The 17,835-nt window shown below is 49.3% G+C and carries 16 protein-coding genes; 9 read left to right on the top strand and 7 right to left on the bottom strand.

The window, feature by feature from the left end; genetic code table 11:
• Positions 1-45 precede the first annotated feature (45 nt).
• From ACYVK4_RS31135 to ACYVK4_RS31150, 4 genes are all read left to right on the top strand, one after another.
• Positions 46-1,731 (top strand): RagB/SusD family nutrient uptake outer membrane protein, encoded by a 1,686-nt coding sequence (locus tag ACYVK4_RS31135; RefSeq protein ID WP_461131497.1) that lies wholly within the window; start codon positions 46-48, stop codon positions 1,729-1,731.
• 202 nt (positions 1,732-1,933) lie between these two features.
• A complete protein-coding gene (locus tag ACYVK4_RS31140) occupies positions 1,934-2,860 on the top strand; it encodes a sugar phosphate isomerase/epimerase family protein (protein ID WP_461131498.1) in 927 nt (308 codons plus the stop codon).
• A gap of 66 nt (positions 2,861-2,926) precedes the next feature.
• Complete coding sequence (locus tag ACYVK4_RS31145) at positions 2,927-3,670, top strand: 3-keto-disaccharide hydrolase (RefSeq protein WP_461131499.1); 744 nt, start codon at positions 2,927-2,929, stop codon at positions 3,668-3,670.
• A gap of 65 nt (positions 3,671-3,735) precedes the next feature.
• Entirely contained in the window at positions 3,736-5,061 is a 1,326-nt protein-coding gene (locus tag ACYVK4_RS31150) for a Gfo/Idh/MocA family protein (RefSeq protein ID WP_461131500.1), read from the top strand.
• A gap of 77 nt (positions 5,062-5,138) precedes the next feature.
• Here the strand turns inward: ACYVK4_RS31150 and ACYVK4_RS31155 are convergent, their stop codons facing one another.
• Positions 5,139-6,428 (bottom strand): DUF2851 family protein, encoded by a 1,290-nt coding sequence (locus ACYVK4_RS31155; protein WP_461131501.1) that lies wholly within the window; start codon positions 6,426-6,428, stop codon positions 5,139-5,141.
• Positions 6,429-6,528: 100 nt separating this feature from the next.
• Entirely contained in the window at positions 6,529-7,371 is an 843-nt protein-coding gene (gene pyrF, locus ACYVK4_RS31160) for an orotidine-5'-phosphate decarboxylase (RefSeq protein ID WP_461131502.1), read from the bottom strand.
• Between the two features lie 112 nt (positions 7,372-7,483).
• Between pyrF and rfbC the strand changes: the two genes are divergently transcribed.
• Complete coding sequence (gene rfbC, locus ACYVK4_RS31165; protein ID WP_461131503.1) at positions 7,484-8,029, top strand: dTDP-4-dehydrorhamnose 3,5-epimerase; 546 nt, start codon at positions 7,484-7,486, stop codon at positions 8,027-8,029.
• 53 nt (positions 8,030-8,082) lie between these two features.
• Here rfbC and ACYVK4_RS31170 read toward each other — a convergent pair whose 3' ends face one another.
• On the bottom strand, positions 8,083-8,775 hold the full coding sequence (locus ACYVK4_RS31170) for a type 1 glutamine amidotransferase domain-containing protein (RefSeq protein ID WP_461131504.1): 693 nt from the start codon (positions 8,773-8,775) through the stop codon (positions 8,083-8,085).
• Positions 8,776-9,044: 269 nt separating this feature from the next.
• On the opposite strand from ACYVK4_RS31170, the gene ACYVK4_RS31175 reads away from it, so the two are divergent.
• A complete protein-coding gene (locus ACYVK4_RS31175) occupies positions 9,045-9,440 on the top strand; it encodes a hypothetical protein (protein WP_461131505.1) in 396 nt (131 codons plus the stop codon).
• 73 nt (positions 9,441-9,513) lie between these two features.
• Here ACYVK4_RS31175 and ACYVK4_RS31180 read toward each other — a convergent pair whose 3' ends face one another.
• The 3 genes from ACYVK4_RS31180 to ACYVK4_RS31190 all read right to left on the bottom strand — a co-directional run bounded on the left by ACYVK4_RS31180 (position 9,514) and on the right by ACYVK4_RS31190 (position 13,144).
• Positions 9,514-11,277 (bottom strand): hypothetical protein, encoded by a 1,764-nt coding sequence (locus ACYVK4_RS31180; RefSeq protein ID WP_461131506.1) that lies wholly within the window; start codon positions 11,275-11,277, stop codon positions 9,514-9,516.
• Between the two features lie 77 nt (positions 11,278-11,354).
• The gene (locus ACYVK4_RS31185) at positions 11,355-12,380 is read right to left on the bottom strand and encodes a DUF6807 domain-containing protein (RefSeq protein ID WP_461131507.1); all 1,026 of its coding nucleotides are present in this window, start codon (positions 12,378-12,380) and stop codon (positions 11,355-11,357) included.
• 146 nt (positions 12,381-12,526) lie between these two features.
• Entirely contained in the window at positions 12,527-13,144 is a 618-nt protein-coding gene (locus ACYVK4_RS31190; RefSeq protein WP_461131508.1) for a hypothetical protein, read from the bottom strand.
• 367 nt (positions 13,145-13,511) lie between these two features.
• Here ACYVK4_RS31190 and aat point away from each other — a divergent pair, with 367 nt between their 5' ends.
• Genes aat through ACYVK4_RS31205 form a run of 3 tightly spaced genes read left to right on the top strand, consistent with a single transcriptional unit; the run spans position 13,512 to position 16,473 of the window.
• Entirely contained in the window at positions 13,512-14,135 is a 624-nt protein-coding gene (gene aat, locus ACYVK4_RS31195; protein ID WP_461131509.1) for a leucyl/phenylalanyl-tRNA--protein transferase, read from the top strand.
• A 35-nt stretch (positions 14,136-14,170) separates the two neighbouring features.
• Positions 14,171-15,205 carry a glutamate 5-kinase gene (gene proB / locus ACYVK4_RS31200; protein ID WP_461131510.1) on the top strand — a complete coding sequence of 345 codons (1,035 nt, stop codon included), beginning with the start codon at positions 14,171-14,173 and terminating at the stop codon, positions 15,203-15,205.
• Positions 15,206-15,207: 2 nt separating this feature from the next.
• Positions 15,208-16,473, top strand: a complete 1,266-nt coding sequence (locus tag ACYVK4_RS31205) for a glutamate-5-semialdehyde dehydrogenase (protein ID WP_461131511.1) — start codon at positions 15,208-15,210, stop codon at positions 16,471-16,473.
• A gap of 20 nt (positions 16,474-16,493) precedes the next feature.
• Here the strand turns inward: ACYVK4_RS31205 and ACYVK4_RS31210 are convergent, their stop codons facing one another.
• The gene (locus ACYVK4_RS31210) at positions 16,494-17,807 is read right to left on the bottom strand and encodes a sensor histidine kinase (protein WP_461131512.1); all 1,314 of its coding nucleotides are present in this window, start codon (positions 17,805-17,807) and stop codon (positions 16,494-16,496) included.
• Between the last annotated feature and the right edge of the window lie 28 nt (positions 17,808-17,835).

Raw genomic sequence — 17,835 nt, forward strand, 5'->3', positions numbered from 1 at the left:
ATAGTCATAAGCCTTGTGTTTATAAATATCCCAAGATTAAAAAAGATGAAATCAAATTTCACACATAAATCATTCCGCATCCTGGCGCTTGCCGCTCTGCTCGTTAGCGGGCAGGCCTGTAAGGATGTGCTGAAGGAAACTGTAATCTCGGCGATTCCGAACGATTACATCAATACACCTAAAGGGTTTGAAGATGCCAGCAAAGCGGCTTATTCATCCCTGCGTAACTTCTACGCATCGGAGCGTGGCCTGACCATGACCGAATACGGTACGGATATTTACCAGGCCGGTGCGGATGGTAGCTATAAAGGGTTTCACTTCTACGACACCCAGATGAATAGCTTCGTCGATATCATCCAGCAGGTTTGGGAAGAGTTATATCGGGGCATCAACACCTGCAACGCCGTTATTGAGCGGGCTCCGGCCGCTACCGTATCGGATGCCGTGAAAAAACTGCGAGTAGCTGAGATGAAGTTTTTACGTGCCCACTACTACTTTATTCTGGTGCAGCAGTTTGGCGGTGTCGATCTACGACTGAAAGAAACCCTCGGGCCTACGAAAGTGACCAGCCGGGCATCCGAAGCGGATGTGTACAAGCAAATCACGGCTGATCTGGAAGCCGCTATCCCTGACCTGGATCCAAAGATGCGGTCAGCCGACTACGGCCGGGCTACCAAAGCCGCTGCCGAACATCTGCTGGCACGCGTTTATTTGACCAAAGCAACCTCATCGGCTAAAGCGTCTGATGATTATGCGAAAGCCGCCACCCTGGCACAGAGTGTCATTGCCAACTATGGCTTTAAACTTCTGCCTGACTTTGCGAGTGTATTTGCCCAGGGAAGTGGCGAAATCAATGATGAGGTTATCTTCTCGGTTCAGTACACATCGGACCCGCTGACCAACATGAACACGGCCAACACCAACAATGGTGATGGTAACAAGCTGCACTTATACTTCGGGATGCAGTACGACGTGCAGCCGGGTATGAAACGGGATATCGCCAACGACCGCCCCTTTAAACGGCTTCGCCCAACAACCTACCTGCTTGAAACTGTTTTCAAAGATCGGGTCAATGACTCCCGCTATAAGAAAACCTTCAAGGATACCTGGCTGAGCAACAACCCCGGCACGAACCTGAATACTTCGTTCGACAACAGTAAGGCCAAAATGACCTTAAAAGCGGGCGATACGGCTATTTACATTCCGGGTGTTGAATGGACAATGGCACAGCGGGCCGCCAAACCTTATCAGGTTTTGGTACCTAGCGCCTACACAGCAGCGCTCTTCCCAACGCTGCAAAAATTCCTTGACCCGCTCCGTCCTGACTTGACCTACGAACAGGGCAGCCGCGATTATCTAGCGTTCCGCCTGGCCGAGACGTATTTGATTTTAGCAGAAGCTCAGTTAAAACTAGGCAAAACGACTGAGGCCGCTGCGGCTATTAATGCCGTTCGTCGCCGGGCCGCCTTTCCGGGCAAAGAGGCTGCGATGGAACTTCAGGCGGGTGACATGACCATGGAAACGATCTACGAAGAGCGTGCCCGCGAAATGGCTGGTGAGCAAACCCGTTGGATGGATCTAAAACGTTGGGGTATTCTGGTAGAGCGCGTAAAGAAGTATAACCCAGACGGAGCGGTTAACGTGAAGGAAACGCACAATCTGCGTCCAATTCCGCAAACGCAGATTGACCGGACGGAGAACGCAGGATTCGCACAGAACCCAGGATTCTAACAACTAATTGAGTGAAAGAATGAAAGAGCGAAAGAGCGGAAATTGCCTAAGTCAGTTTTCTTTTCTTTCGCTCTTTCATTCTCTCTCTTCTCAGTAGAAATAAGTGCCAGGACGCTTATTTCGGCAGTTTTTACGTAAAATGATTCAGTTCACAATCTATCAGTAATCCCTCAAGAAGTACTGATAATTTAGCTTTACAACTATGCTGGAGACGGTAAACCGACGGCAATTTCTGACAACGGCTGGCGTTTCGGCCCTTACTTTACTGGCGGGTACAAACCGACTTTTTGCTGGTACAGCTAAACCTTCCGGCCTGAAAATTGCCTATTCGGCTATCACCTGGGGCGGTAACGATGCCCAGGCCATCGCTGACCTGTCTGCATTAGGCTACCGGGGTATTCAACTGCGTGCAAATGCCTTTGGCCCTTATAAAGCCAAACCATCCGAATTAAAAGCACTGCTCGATCAGCATCATCTGGCGCTGGCCATGTTTTCGAGCGGCAACGTCGAGATTGACCCGGCTAAGGAGCAAAGCACCATCGACATGCACGTGGCCCATGCGAGCTTCGTAAAGGCGTTGGGTGGCTCGGCGATTCAGTTGACTAACTCAGCCCGTCCCAAAGACCGACTTCCCACTACGGAGGAGTTGAAACGGCTGGCTACCGTCATGAACGAGATTGGCAAGCAAACCGCCGATCTGGGCGTGCAGGCAACTTACCACAATCACATGAACCAACTGGGCGAAACACCCGAAGAAGTGGAGGTGATTGTGCAGGCTATGAACCCCAAATTCGTAAAGCTGGAACTTGACATTGCTCACTATAAACAAGGTGGCGGGCAACCGGAGAAAGCCGTAAAGCAGTACAAAGACATCATTTACGCGCTTCACCTGAAAGATACTATGTCGCCCCTACCCGACAAGCCCGACAATCCAAAAGCATACAAGTTTGTGGAACTGGGCCGGGGTAACGTCGACGTTCCGGCGGTATTCAAAGCACTGGACGAAATCAAGTTTAAGGGCTGGGGCATCATTGAGCTGGACGGTGTTCCCGAAAAAGACAAGACAGCCGCACAATGTGCGCAAATCAATAAAGATTACATCACAAAAACGTTAAATTTCCCGCTTTGAGTAGGGTGTGGCTCAAAAGTGGCCTTACAAAACACACTGATACAACTGAATTGCAACGATAACTTTATGAAAAAAACGTTCATCTTCGGCCTTTTGGCACTCAGCCTGATAGCTGCCGAAAAACCACAAGCACCCAACACACTCACAGCGCAGGAGAAAAAAGACGGATGGAAACTACTCTTCGACGGCAAAACGACCAATGGCTGGCGTGGGGCTTATAAGGACAAGTTTCCGGAAAAAGGCTGGAGCATTACGGATGGACAATTGACTATCCAGCAGTCAGATGGGTCTGAATCGCAGAGTTTTGGCGATATCGTTACCGATGGCGAATACAGTGATTTTGACCTGACATTCGACTTCAAACTAACAGAAGGCGCTAACAGTGGTCTTAAATATTTTGTGGTTGAAGAATCGCCAAAGCCAAAAGGATCAGCCTTTGGTCTGGAATTTCAGGTACTGGATGATGACAAACATCCCGATGCGAAAATGGGTCGTAATGGCAACCGCACGGTGGGTTCACTGTATGACCTGATTCCAGCCAGCGGTAAAAAAGCAAACGCCATTGGTGAATGGAATACAGGACGTGTTTTATCGAAAGGCAAACATGTAGAGCACTGGCTCAACGGCAAAAAAGTTGTTGAGTACGAACGGGGCAGCGAACAGTTCCGGGAATTGGTTGCCATGAGCAAATACAAAGCGCCCGAATACAATGCCCATGGTCGTTTTGGCGAAGCCGCCAAGGGCCATATCCTGCTGCAGGACCACGGCAACCGGGTGTTCTACCGGAATATGAAAATAAAAGCATTATAAAAGGAGCCAGTCTCCAGGCAATACCTTTCAGCACATCTCATTGGTTCTTAAACAACTTGCATTCTATGGAAAATCGTCGTGAGTTTATAAAAAAATCAGCTTTGGCTGGCCTCGGCATGAGTTTTTCGGCCGGTAGCTACGCCCGCATCCTCGGCTCGAACGACCGCGTTCGGGTGGGTATTATTGGTTTCTCCGATCGCTTCCGGCAGTCGCTGGCTCCAGCGTTCATGGAACATGCCAAAGCACAGAATTTCGCGTTCGTTGGCGTATCGGACATCTGGAACCGCCGTCGTGACGAAGCCGAAGAGTATTTGAAAGGCAAAGGCTGGAACGACAGTTCGTTTTTCAAAGCGCGCAACAACGACGAACTCCTCGACCGCAAAGACGTGGATGCGGTTATCATCAGTACTGCTGATTTTCAACATGCGCTGCACTGCGTTGCCGCTGTTGAATCGGGCCGCGATGCCTATTGCGAAAAACCCTTTGCCGAATCACTCGACGATGCCCGCAAGGCGGTTAAGGCCGTTGAAAGCTCCAAGCGCATTGTACAAGTGGGCTCCCAACGCCGGTCGGCTCCCAACTATCACTCGGCCAATGATTTCATTAAGTCGGGCAAGTTCGGCGATATTACGATGGTCGAAATGACCTGGAACGTTAACCAGCCTGGTCGCTGGCGTCGGCCTAAGCTGGTATCTGAAATCCGCAAGGAAGATACCGACTGGGATCGCTACCAACTCAACCGCCCCAAAACAGCCTGGGATCCACGCAAGTATCTGGAGTTCCGGTTATTTTACCCCTACTCATCGGGTATTCCGGGGCAATGGATGTCGCACCAGATTGATACCGTACACTGGTTCAGTGGTTTGGATCATCCCCGTTCGGTTGTTGCCAACGGTGGTGTGTATAGCTGGAAAGATGGCCGTGTAAACGCCGATACATTTACAGCGGTATTTGATTACGGCCCGGATAACGACAAATCGAAAGGTTTCCAGGTGTTGTACTCCTCTCGCATGAATAACGAAGCGGGTGGCGTTAAAGAGTACTACTTCTCGAACGGCGGTATGATCAACCTCGACACGAACAAGATTTCGCCCGAGGGTGGTCTGGAAGCCAAATATGCTAAAGACATGAACATGCAGGCAAACCAGCTGCCAACCATGTCGCTGGGTGAAGCCGCTAAAATGGAAACCTCCGCCAATACCGGTGGCGATCCTATGACGTCGCTGCACATGCTGAACTGGATGGGTTGTGTTCGTAGCCGTAAAGAGCCAAACGCACCCGCACGCGTTGGATTCAATCACTCCGTTGCCAACATCATGGCTACTACAGCCCTGCACACCGGCAAGCGCGTGACCTGGGATGCGGTCAAGAACGATATGGTAATTAGTTAGCGACTAGATGTATGATATAGGATGTATGATGTATCGCTATTCTTCACTCAAATACATCATACACTCTATATCCTATATCATTTTAAAAGAGCTGCGCCGATCTGGCAACTTAAGCATTTTTTTACGGAGCAGAATTCGTTGTAGAGTTCAATAGCCGCCTGCGAATCGAACGCTGTACGGATGCCTAATCCAAGGGTATCCCAGGTATCGGTCAGGCGGTTTTTTTCTGGGGGTAGCTGTTCGAGCAGAGAGATTGCCCGGTCGATGTAAGCGGGCTGCCCCCGGTGGTGGGCATACGTTGCCAGTAAAGGCACAATTGTGTTGATAATAATATTCTCAGCGGAGGTTTGCCCTAGCGCGGGTGCGCCCTTATCACTACTCTTCCCAAACCGATAGTGCGACTGCCAGTAGTCTGACGGCATAACTTGTAATGACTTAACGAGCCTTTCGGCATCAGTTGTCCCAACGAAGAGCGAAAACAAACTGGCATGTTGCGTCAACAAACGAGCCAGTTGGGCTAACCGGAGCGTTGGAAAGTTGGCCGGTCGCAAACGTCCCCACTTCCAGGCATGCGGCATTAACTCTTTTTCGGACAGGCCATACTTCGCCGATAAAAAGCGGTACTCCCGCTGTAGTGTCGATACATACTCATCAGCCTCATCAATGGCCAATAATCCAGCGGTACCAAACAGCATCGCTTCGACTTGAACCAACACATCCCGGTGCTTCAGCATGGCTTTCAACGGTAATGCCCGGCTCAGTTGTGCCATTGGGTCAGCATTTATTTTGAACCCCATGTTGATGGCTAACACCCGGTAAGCCGTTTCCTCCCAATCGCCGTTTGTTTGCCGCACAATATCCTGTATAAGTGCGGCTTTACGTTCCAGTCGTTGCATCATGGCTTTGTCCAGCATGGACGTTACCCGCAAGGGTGAGACTGATTTGAATTGCCCGGCACAGGGAATGAGATTCGGCGATTCGGATAGCTCCCGATAGCGATTCAACAAGTTAACGTCGGTCCGTTGACTCAATGCAAGCGTAGGCAGTGGCTTGCCGTCAGGCCTGTCTACCCGCTTGCCCGTGGTCAGACGATCATCTTGCCAGACGACATGTAGAATGACGTTGTCATAAGCCCGATCCTGCTGATGATTGTGCGCGAGCCAGTCTGACGTTCGCGTATGCATTTCTACCGTCCCAACCCATTCCACGTTATCAATTAGTAACCGGGCGTTTGTAAAGTCAGGGCCGGCATCATAATTCCGAAAGCCTGTATGAAGTACCTGCACATCGTGACCATCGGTGGTTGTCAGGTTATCTTTCGAGAAGTACTGGTACTGCCAAATGAAATATAAGAAGGCTTCGGGCACAGGAGAATAGCGAACAAGCGTTCAGTTGTTGTGCATACAATATAAACACAATCAACCAAAATAGACACTTATAAACTATCCGATATCACTTTATATTCTACTATCGACTGAATTCAGCCAGATAGCGGGACATTTCTACCTGTAATGCCTGCGCTTCAGCTCTCGCCCGGTCGGCAAAATCAGGCCCATCTGAGGCATAGAGAATACTTCTGGAGGCATTCACCAGCAAACCGCCCGCCTTTGTCAGTCCTAAACGAGATACATCAGCCAGGCTTCCACCCTGCGCACCCACACCCGGTACCAGCAGGAAATTATCAGGAGCCAGTTCCCGAATCCGTGCTAATTCAGCGGTCTGCGTTGCCCCTACTACAAACATCAGCTTGTCGGGCCCGGCCCATGTCTTAGCCGTTTCGATAACTGTTTCAAAGAGTGCCTGATCTCCAAAAGGGCCGTCCTGTAGTTGAAGACGCTGGAAATCGGCACTACCCGGATTTGACGTTAAGGCAAGCAAAATAACCCATTTGCCATCGTACGCCAGAAAAGGCAGTACGGAGTCACGACCCATGTAAGGCGCTACCGTAACCGAATCGAAGGACATACCGGCCGCTGCCGGATCGAAGAAAGCCCGGGCGTAGAGGTCTGAAGTATTGCCGATATCGCCCCGTTTGGCATCGGCAATCGTGAAGCAATTTTTGGGAATATAGTCTATTGTTTTTTGTAGACTCTCCCATCCTCGAGGCCCCTGCGCTTCGTAGAACGCGATATTTGGCTTGTAAGAAACGGCAAACTCAGCCGTTGCGTCGATAATGGCTTTATTAAAAGCAAAAACAGGGTCCTGCTCAGTCAGTATATGCCGGGGAAGCTTACGAATATCGGTATCTAACCCAACACACAAATACGACTGTTTCCGAAAAATCTGGTCTCTTAATTCCGAATATGTCATGCTCAAGCTCAAAGCTCTACGCTAAATGATTAGGCCCAAAAGTACAACTTATGGTACCAGTTTCATAAATTTGTTGGCAACAGTCACTACGTGTACGTAATACACCTGCATTATGCAAGTTCGGCAAACAGCCATTGAGGGCCTAATAGAATTAATCCCACGCGTTTTTGAAGACGAGCGCGGTCTTTTTTTTGAGTCGTATAACAAGCCACTTTTCGTGTCTCTGGGTTTACCCATGGATTTCGTTCAGGACAATCAGTCTTTTTCGGTAAAGGGTGTTCTCCGCGGATTACACATGCAGAATTCACCATTTGCACAAGGCAAATTGGTACGGGTAATTAGTGGACAGGTCCTTGATATTGCGGTTGATCTACGGCCGGATTCGCCAACATTCGGGCAACACGAGACCTTTCTGCTGGATGCTAAGCTGGCGAACATGGCCTATATTCCAGAAGGATTCGCGCATGGATTTGTGGCTCTGGAAGACAGTATTTTCTGCTACAAATGCACGAACGTTTATAACAAAGGAGCGGAATCAGGCATAATCTGGAACGACCCCGATCTGAATATTGACTGGGGCATCCGCAATCCTATCGTTTCCGAGAAAGATCAGGAGTTAAAAATGCTGCGGGAAGTTTTTCCGGAAGCAGTCGTTTAATAGACCGGCGTATCCGGCATATTGATAAGAACTGCCCCATGGGCCGGATACGCCTATTTCTCATACATTTCTTCCAAGACCTTTCGGCCCACTTTTCGGGCCGAAAGTGGATTCTGTCCGGTTATCAGCCGTTCATCTACTTCGATATACGGCATAAATGGTATCAGGCTTTTGCTATAGATCGCCTTCTTCTGCCGAAGCACATCTTCGAGCAGGAACGGTACTTCCTCATCCAGCCGAACAAGTTTTTCCTCAATATTCGAGAACCCCGTTATCTGCCGGTTATCGATCAATAACGACCCATCCGACAGGGTCACATTAAGCAGTGCGCTCACCCCGTGGCAGACGGCCGCCACCATGCCCCCTTTTTCATAAATCTGCTGCGTGATGGTTTGTAGCGCCGGATTATCGGGAAAGTCCCACATCGTTCCATGGCCGCCAGTAAAGTAAATTATCTGATAATTGGCCGGATCTACATCGTCAAGGCGCACGGAATTCTCCAGTTTACTACGAAAGGTCGGATCGTTATACCACTTCTCGTTAATCGTATCACGCCGGTCAATACTTCTTTCGTCAATGGGAATGGGCCCTCCGCTCGGACTGGCAATATCGTAAGGCAAACTACGGCCGGCCAACTCATCGTAGAAATGCGTGGCTTCACTTAACCATAACCCTGTCTTATGGGGCTTCGTTGGGTAATCAGTATGGTTCGTGCAAACGATAAGCGTGCGGTAAATTGGATCCATGAGGAAAGGTGACGTTCAAGGGTTTGAAGTTCGAGTTTTAACACCAAACTTCAAACCACAACGGGTAAACTAGATCCGCTCGATTTTCATTTCCCGTCTGAATTTCGCGATATACCTTCCAGTTTATTAGCTCAATCGACTTCTTACCTACCAAAAAGTTGGTTAATTATCCAGTAGGCAGAAAAAAATTTGCCTCATCAACAAAATAGACAAGCAAATAAATTGTTAACTGTTTATATTTGCTAGTAAACCGTATTGTACTAATCTATATGAAAACTATAACGTATAATTCATTACAGGCAGAACATGCCTGGATGATCGTATCCGATCAATTACAGCAACGAAATAATGTACTGGCCAAAAGTATCTCGCACATGGAGCGTAGTCAAACTGAACTCCCCATGGCCAGTCGACTCATTACCTTACGTTATCATCTAAAAATGAGCTTACGCCAACTCACGCAGGAGGCTCGGCAGCAAAAACAGACAATACCCCAGGATAATCAGTTGCATATACAATGGATGCATGTTCACCAATTGTTCTTCCTGTTACGGCAGATTGATAATGAACTTGGTCGTGCCACAACCGAGAATACCATACTACGCTCATGGCTGGAATCTTTAGAGGGCCGTGTCTATCGATCAGCCTTAGTCCATTTGAACTAATTTTGCTATACATCTGACATAGAAAAAGCCGATAAAGATTGATTTCTTCGTCGGCTTTTTCTTTAGCTTCTGTTCACCGCTTTCGATTACCCATTACATACTTTATTCGTTTAACAGCAATCTTAGCACAACCTGGGATGCAGGGATCTGAAGGAGACTGTTGCACAAGCGGTGGGGTATCAACGAGTGGTGCTGCTGTAACAGGCGGTGGTGTAGCAGGTGGCGGTGGTGTAGCAGGTGGTGGCGGTGTAGCGGGTGGTGGTGGTGTAGCAGGTGGTGGTGTAGCAGGCGGTGGTGGTGTAGCAGGCGGTGGTGGTGTAGCAGGCGGTGGTGGTGTAGCGGGTGGTGGTGGGATATCGGCGATTGGAGATGTTGTAGCGGGCGGTGGTGTAACGGACGGGTTATCCGCTGGCCCCTTTGGTGATGTTGACAGCCACTCAAACTCTGCCCAGCCATTTATAGCTGGTCCATCGGGAATAGTGCTAAATTCAATTTGCCCAATAGTATAATTTAGCCAGTTAGTATTATTGCTGAGGTCTATTTCGTAAGTATGAAACTGTCCATCGTTAGTAATGGGGAAATCCATGAATCGATCACCCGTACCATATATTGTCTGATCGTCACTTCGGCGCCACTTTAACCGTAGCTTGTCGTTCTGGGTTTTGAACGCTGCCCGCAAGTACATTTTAGGATTATCTTTCCCTTTCCAGAAGACAAAAGGTGACGAGATACCCATATTATTGCTGGGGTCGTTCAGATCGACGTGTAACTTTCCCTGAATAGGCCAGCCGGTATCCCGTGCGGCCCGAAAATACCAGCCCTTACGATCATTATCGAAACGATAGTTGGGGCCGGCAGCCAATCGGGGCTTTGTATAGATATACGAACGAATCTCATCCAGATGGCCCAGAATTAATTCATAATCCCATTCGTAGGTCATATTATGATCCAGTACGACACGATTTGTTGCAGCAATGTACGACGTGGGATCGCTGAACTCATCACCAGAAAATTCGGTCCCGAAATACCCCCTTTTCCATTCGTAATTATTCTGTACATACATACCTACTCCGTAACCTTTATCGTTGGTGGAAGCCATCCATGGCTCAGTAGGGAAGACGTCGCCAAATAATGCTTTGTTGGGAGGCTGCAACCGTTCAAGAGCCAGTGACCCATTTGTGTAGGGCTCACTTCCTCTATAAAGCCACATATTATGGTAATCAGCATTAAGATACGCGCAGGGAAACTCTTGTTGGCGAGCTTCGTACTGCGTTTTATCTGCACGAAGCATTACGGCTTTGGCGTGTACTTTCACCACATTCCCTTCCAGGTGAATCCAATGTTCGATGGTTGCTTCGCCCGGTTCATTTCTCAATCCCCACTGTTTAGGAATCGTTTTTACATAAATCAGGTTCGGTTGCTTATCTATGGCAACCACCTCAGATGAATTTCCGTAGACGTCGCCAGCCTGAACTGGATTCCAACCAAGCCCCACAATACCGGGATAATCAATGGGACCACTATATAGGGCAATTTGTACCTGACGGCCGCGATCAAAATTGTTAACCATATTAGCGGTACTAACTTTGCCACCACGACTATCGAGGAACGCCAGATAAGTTATGGCTCCACCATAACTGGTGTTAACGCCAACTTTAATCTGCCCATTTTCAATTGTTTGTACTATTTCAGCCCCTGGCCGAAGTGATGCACCTCTCTTAGCAGCTTGAGGCACAGACATACGAAGTTGGGCACTTACTGGGCTCAACTCTAACAAAAAGAAAACAGCAAATAGTATTAAAATCGAAATAAAGTGACAAAACGATGTTCGAGTCATATGAGAAGTGCATTTTCGTACACTTAATGACCCTCAGACAAATAGCATGCCAAAACCAACTCATGAGTTAGGCCCCTTTACTTGATCAATTGCTTCAGCGCGACATCTGTTACATTTCCGGATTGAACCAGCAACCGGTAATGAAACATAACGGATTTCCCGGCGGGCAATGTGTAGTTCATAGCGGGTAATTTACCATTTGTAAAAACAGATGGTCCTAATGGGTTGGCGGCAAACAGGCCATATCCCCTGGCGTGCCAGTAGGTTGGATAACCCACGTTTTTGGGGTCGTCCATCAGGACAACTGACACCGCTTCGTTGCCAACTGTTCCGGTAAGCTTTGTCCAGGCGGCCCGTGTGCCCCACACCGCGTCGCCCTCCACGCCTTCGCTCGTGCGGTACAGTCCGGTCACACCGGCATTATCTAACACGGGCACTTTGGTAGCTACTCCCTGAGCATCGGTGAACACCTCAGGTTTGGTTGATGGCTGTTCGAGCTGACGGGCCAGCCGCAGCGCGATCATACCTTCTTTATTATCTTTAAAGATCACCTCTTTATCCATCGCCTTCAGGGTTGATGTGCGGTCGATCATACGCTTGTCGGCACCAGCGCCAAACTGAAAAGTCGTCGTTTCCTGAAGCATAACCTTACCATCTTTATCGAGCCAGTCGGCGGTAACGACGAGTTCAGCCCGTCCTTTCCCGTTTTTCATGGATTTCACACCCGTATGCACAATGGTGCCAAATGGCCCTTTGTGCTCAGGTCCCACTTCGGTGGAGTTGTTCCAGAAGTCGTGCCCGTTTACATCGCCGTAGTTGAACCACATACCCACATGGTGCGGGTGATCGATACGCTCGCCCGGACGTGGGTCTAGCGGCCAGCCACGCGTAATAAAATTACCACCCGCCGAGAGAATTGGATAAAGAACCGGTTTTTTCAGCACCGCTGGCCCTGGATAGATATAAGCCGTAAACGGTTTCCCATCTACCGTAACCGTCACTTTCTTCTGGGCTTCATTGTGCGACAGTTGAATCTGGTTCGATTGTCCCCTACCGGTCAGTATTGAGCCTACGACTAAACAGGATAGAAAAAAATAGCGCATTGGATCGTTAGTTAGTCAACTTATTAAACTGCATTTCCTGAAGAGGCAAACAAATCGCCCCGACTTAAAAAAGCCGGGGCGATCGAAATGCTACTGAGTAAAAAGCGGCAAAAGTCCGCCGATCTTGAGCAGGAGCTAATCAGCCCCTAATTTCCCAACAGGATTTTGTTCGTTACGTCCTGATCGATCGTAATATATCCGGGGTAATTGACTTGCTTGCCCAGCAAATCCAGCGTTGGTTTAATGCGGATCGTTAATTTAGAAGGCTGTGTGCCACTGGCACCCGACAGGTTTTGCACGAGTTGTGTGAAGGCATCGCGCGTTTTGCTATCCGTAAGCAGTTGGTAGGCATTGGTATTCAGCCGAACCGGAACACGCGTACGGCCACCGCCGGGTTGCACTTCGATGCGCTGATTCAGAAACCCATTAAACAGCTCCTGGCCTGCCAACAGAATTCGGTATTCCAACTGGTTAATACCCGCAACCTTATTGGTTGGATTGGTAATATCAATATTCAGCCGCGCATCCAGCGGAACATTGCGAGTAAGCAAGCCTGCCGCCAAGCGTGGAAAACGGGCCGGATTGATGTCTTCCAGCTGCCGAAGCTGCCGAACATCAATACCCGCCAGGTAGATACTGTCGGCCGATGCGATGGTATAACGGCAATTGCCCAGGGTCTTTGCCTGTGAAAGCTGATTATTAACACTACACTGGCTAAACAAAAACGGCAGCGCCAGCAGCAGGCACGCAAGGGTTTTTCTCATGGTGAACATATTCATCGTTTTTCTATAAACGTTCGACAGGTGGGAAAGGGTTTGGTTTAATTTCATTAATACACCATTTATAACCAGTCAATAAACGTTAGCAACCGAAATTTGAATTTATAGGACGAATGAAGGCATTATAGTCACTCAATCGGACGCAGGCCTGTCTTCTGCCAGGGTTTCTCTATAGCGGGTATATCCACTCATTCACAGCGTCAACGGTATATCCTGCTTTATTCTTTTCCGGGCTACAATACTAACTTACTTATGATTCCCGTGTAATGTCGACTGCGGTGTATTGTCCTCTTTGCGCTATTAAAAAGACCTGTAATGTTTTATCTTTGCTCATGACACACTCACATCTTTAATGGAGAAGTTAACCGCCGACGACCTGGTTTACGGCTACATCAACGGCATTTTTCCAATGGCCGATGCGGACGGTACGCTCTATTGGTACGCGCCTGACCCACGTGCTATTATTCCGCTTGACACCTATAAACCGGCGAAATCACTTCGACCAGTGCTTAACCGTAATCAGTTCGAGATCCGGATCAACACCGCGTTTAATGAAGTAATGCACAATTGTTCAATTCCCAGGTCGGAGGATGACAGTGTCTGGATTTCGGACGAGATTATTAATGCCTACACCGAATTGCACCATATGGGGCTTGCGCACAGCGTTGAAACGTATATAGATAACAGGCTTGTTGGCGGGTTGTACGGGGTTGCCCTCGGAGCCGCTTTTTTTGGCGAATCGATGTTCAATCGGGTGAGTAATGCGTCTAAAGTAGCTTTTCATCATCTGATCCTTATTCTCCGCCAGCAACAGTTCACCCTGCTCGATACTCAGTTCATTAACGACAACGTTCGCCGGTATGGCGCTATTGAAATCCCTAAAGCCGATTACTTAAAGCAGCTCAAAGCCGCTATTCGCCAGAAGGCCCGCTTTGTAGAACCAATGGTTTTGCGAACTAGTCAGGCAAGCAAATAGAACCGTGTTGCGGCATTGGTGCGTATCTTTGCCGCATGACTAAGCCCGTTCTTGTACTTAAATTCGGCACGGCTTCCATCACAAAACCGAATGGTGAGCCAAATGAACCCGTCATGGTGGATATTGCCCGCCAGGTAGCCGTGTTGCATCCCCACTATCGCATCGTTCTGGTTTCATCGGGCGCTGTAGGCGCTGGTAAATCATTAATCCACGACTATCGGGGCGACATAACTCAACGGAAAGCTGCTGCCGCTGTTGGCAACTTACTGCTGCTCAACCAATACTCCCGTTTTTTTTCTATCTACGGCATTTCCATAGCACAAAGCCTGTGCGAACGCCACCACTTTGCCAACCGCGACCAGTTCCTGCAACTTAAACAGACGTATGAAGAACTATGGGCCAACGATATAATTCCTATCGCCAACGAAAATGACGTTGTAAGCAATCGCGAACTTAAATTTTCTGACAATGATGAACTGGCTACGCTCATTGCCGTTGGGTTCGGGGCCGAAGCCCTTATGCTCTGCACATCCGTTGGGGGGCTGCTGGACACAAATAATCAGATAATCCGGCAGGTAACCGATTTCGACGAACGCGTTTTTGGCGTGGTACGAACGGATAAATCATCAATGGGCTTAGGCGGTATGGCCTCAAAATTAACTTTTGCCAAACTAGCCACACGCATGGGCATACGGGTCGTCATCTTTGGGATGAGCGAACCGGATAGTATCAGCCGGGCATTGAAACGTGAGATCGGAACCGAATTTATACCACACGCCACAGCCCTCTCAGCCCGCAACCGGTGGCTCGCCAGTGGCAGCCTGGCTGTTGGACAAATACAGATCGATGCGGGGGCCGTTCGCGCGCTGAAGCAACGGCGGAGCTTGCTGGCGGTAGGTGTGCGAACCATCACCGGCGAATTTACCACCGGCGAAATGATCGAGATAACTGCCGAAGATCAGACGACCGTGGCCGTAGCCAGGGCCCGAATTTCCTCAGAGAGCTTATCGCAACAGCTTAATCAACAAAACGTTGAGGTGGCCAATGCAAATGATATCGTACTTTTGTAATCATGACACCCATTACACCTCTCCTCCAGGCGACTCAACAAGCCGCTGCCGTTGTTCGTCGGCTTAGTTCTGCTCATAAAACGGATCTGCTCAATCGGTTAGCCGATGTGCTGGCTGATCACACGACAGAAATTCTGGCCGAGAATCAGAAAGATCTCGACCGGATGCCTACTTCCGACCCGAAATATGACCGCTTGAAACTAACCGAAACCCGCGTGGCCGACTTATCAACGAGCCTGCGTCAGGTGGCGGTCCTGCCCGATCCGGGGGGGGAGGTGATCCTGGAGCGTACCATAGAACAGGGCCTTCAACTTAAGAAAATTGCGGTACCCTTGGGTGTAGTCGGTGTTATTTATGAAGCGCGACCCAATGTGACCGTCGATGTGGCATCGGTCTGCCTTCGGTCGGGGAATGCTTGTGTACTGAAAGGAGGAAAAGAAGCTGATTTCTCGAACCGCTATCTGGTTAGTCTCATTCAGGGGGTACTGGCGGAGTTTGACGTGCCCAAAGCCGCCGTCACCCTGCTTCCAACCGACGGGCCAGCCTCCCGGGGGGCCGTGGTCAATGAACTCTTAACCGCTACGCGCTATGTGGATATCATCATTCCACGCGGCTCAGAGTCGTTGATTCAGTTTGTGCGTAAAAACTCGCTGGTCCCCACCATTGAGACAGGCGCTGGGGTTTGCCATACGTACGTTGAAGAAAGCGCCGATCTGGACAAAGCAGTAGCTATTGTTGTTAACGCCCGGGTCTCCCGCCCATCGGTCTGTAACTCGCTCGACTGTGTGCTGGTCGATGAAACCATAGCCGGTCAATTTCTGCCAATGTTAACAGCCGATTTCGCTACATGGAATGTGGAGGTTTTCGCGGATGAAGCTGCTTATTCTATTTTTGAAAAGGCAGGCTATACGAATCTTCAACATGCCCGGCAGGCCGATTTTGGCCGGGAATTTCTGGACTATAAATGCGCCGTAAAAGTTGTTTCGGGATTGGATGAAGCCCTGTCGCACCTTCAGTTGTACTCATCGCGGCATTCAGAAGCCATTTTATCAAAAAATCAGGCACTTATCGACCGCTTCCTGTTTGAAGTCGATGCCGCTGCTGTGTACGCCAATGCCTCAACGCGTTTTACAGACGGTGGCGTTTTTGGTCTGGGAGCCGAGATTGGTATCTCGACTCAGAAACTTCACGCCCGGGGGCCCTTTGCGCTCGAAAAGCTCGTAACTGAAAAGTGGATAGTCGTTGGCGACGGCCAAGTGCGCTGGTAATTTTGTAAACGACCGTTACGCTAACACGGTAAGGTCAGCGTAACGGTCGTTCCTTTATTCAACTCGCTTCGCAACGATACCTCACCTCCCATTAGTTTTACGTAGTGGCCAACAATGTGCAGTCCCAGGCCCGTACCGGCAATATTTGTTACGTTTCTGGCCCGAAAAAACCGCTCAAACAAATGTATCTGATCTTCTTTTGAGATACCGATCCCCTCGTCTTCCACAGTCAGGATCAACTGTCCGGTCATGTAAACACCCTGTATCGTCACAACGGAATCTGGCCTGGAGTACTTCAAGGCATTTGACAGTAGGTTGACCAGGATCTTACTCAACAAAGAGGGATCAATCCAGACCGGGGCCGTACACATAAGCTGAGTAACTATTCGCTGTGTTGGCTTAAGACCATCCCGTATATCGGCTACTACCTGACTTACCAGCTGATTTACGTCTACTTCGGAAGAACGGGCTTTTATTTTTCCTTCCTCCAGCTTACCCACCGACAAAAACTCTTCAAGGATGTTATTGAGGTTATTGACTGCCGTCTGAATTCGGCTAATGTGTCGCTGCCGTTTGTCCTGCTGGTCACCTTCGGTATATCGCTCCAGCAAAGAAGCTGAGCTAAGCACGGTCGTCAGTGGCGTACGAAACTCATGGGAAGCCATCGAAACAAACCTCGACTTCAGATCGCCTAATTCCCGTTCGGTTGCCAATGCCCGCGCCAGTCCGTCTTTAGATTTCTCCAGTTCTTCGAGCGTTTCAAGCAACACCTGTGTTCGCTCAGCTACTTTCTGTTCCAATTCGGCGTTTAGTTGCTCAATATGATCCCGGTGTGCCAGTAGCTGACGTTCGGCCAGGATAAGCGTTGTGGTTTCGTTTACGGCGGTAAAGATGCCGCCAATACCACCTGATTCCACATAAATGGGGCTGTAGGCAAAGGTAAAATAGCACTCTTCCGGAAAACCGTGGCGGTTTATGATTAATAATTGGTTTTCTGACCAGGTTGATTCGCCCCGCATCAGCACACCGTCGAGCATTGGGCCGATGATATCCCAGATCTCCAGCCAGATATCCTTTCCCCGACTACCGAACGCGATGGGGTGCTTGGTCCCGATCAGCGGTATGTAGGCATCATTGTAAATCATGGTCAACTCAGGCCCCCACCAGATCAAAATAGGAAAGCGGGAGTTGATGCAGGTACTGATGATGGTTCGTAAACTCTGTGGCCACTTATCGATGGGCCCTAAAGCCGTATCCGACCAATCTCTCTGTCGGATCAGGGCTGCCATCTCGCCGTCGCCGGTCAGGAATTGAGGAGTCGGAAGTTCATTCATGATGTGGATGTAAGATAAAACCCGGATA

It is taken from the genome of Spirosoma aerophilum, assembly GCF_054782495.1.

Coding starts and splice junctions, on each gene's coding strand:
- ACYVK4_RS31135 (WP_461131497.1), top strand. CDS start 46: ATGAAATCAAATTTCACACATAAATCATTCCGCATCCTGGCGCTTGCC.
- ACYVK4_RS31140 (WP_461131498.1), top strand. CDS start 1,934: ATGCTGGAGACGGTAAACCGACGGCAATTTCTGACAACGGCTGGCGTT.
- ACYVK4_RS31145 (WP_461131499.1), top strand. CDS start 2,927: ATGAAAAAAACGTTCATCTTCGGCCTTTTGGCACTCAGCCTGATAGCT.
- ACYVK4_RS31150 (WP_461131500.1), top strand. CDS start 3,736: ATGGAAAATCGTCGTGAGTTTATAAAAAAATCAGCTTTGGCTGGCCTC.
- pyrF (WP_461131502.1), bottom strand. CDS start 7,371: ATGACATATTCGGAATTAAGAGACCAGATTTTTCGGAAACAGTCGTAT.
- rfbC (WP_461131503.1), top strand. CDS start 7,484: ATGCAAGTTCGGCAAACAGCCATTGAGGGCCTAATAGAATTAATCCCA.
- ACYVK4_RS31170 (WP_461131504.1), bottom strand. CDS start 8,775: ATGGATCCAATTTACCGCACGCTTATCGTTTGCACGAACCATACTGAT.
- ACYVK4_RS31175 (WP_461131505.1), top strand. CDS start 9,045: ATGAAAACTATAACGTATAATTCATTACAGGCAGAACATGCCTGGATG.
- ACYVK4_RS31180 (WP_461131506.1), bottom strand. CDS start 11,277: ATGACTCGAACATCGTTTTGTCACTTTATTTCGATTTTAATACTATTT.
- ACYVK4_RS31185 (WP_461131507.1), bottom strand. CDS start 12,380: ATGCGCTATTTTTTTCTATCCTGTTTAGTCGTAGGCTCAATACTGACC.
- ACYVK4_RS31190 (WP_461131508.1), bottom strand. CDS start 13,144: ATGAGAAAAACCCTTGCGTGCCTGCTGCTGGCGCTGCCGTTTTTGTTT.
- aat (WP_461131509.1), top strand. CDS start 13,512: ATGGAGAAGTTAACCGCCGACGACCTGGTTTACGGCTACATCAACGGC.
- proB (WP_461131510.1), top strand. CDS start 14,171: ATGACTAAGCCCGTTCTTGTACTTAAATTCGGCACGGCTTCCATCACA.
- ACYVK4_RS31205 (WP_461131511.1), top strand. CDS start 15,208: ATGACACCCATTACACCTCTCCTCCAGGCGACTCAACAAGCCGCTGCC.
- ACYVK4_RS31210 (WP_461131512.1), bottom strand. CDS start 17,807: ATGAATGAACTTCCGACTCCTCAATTCCTGACCGGCGACGGCGAGATG.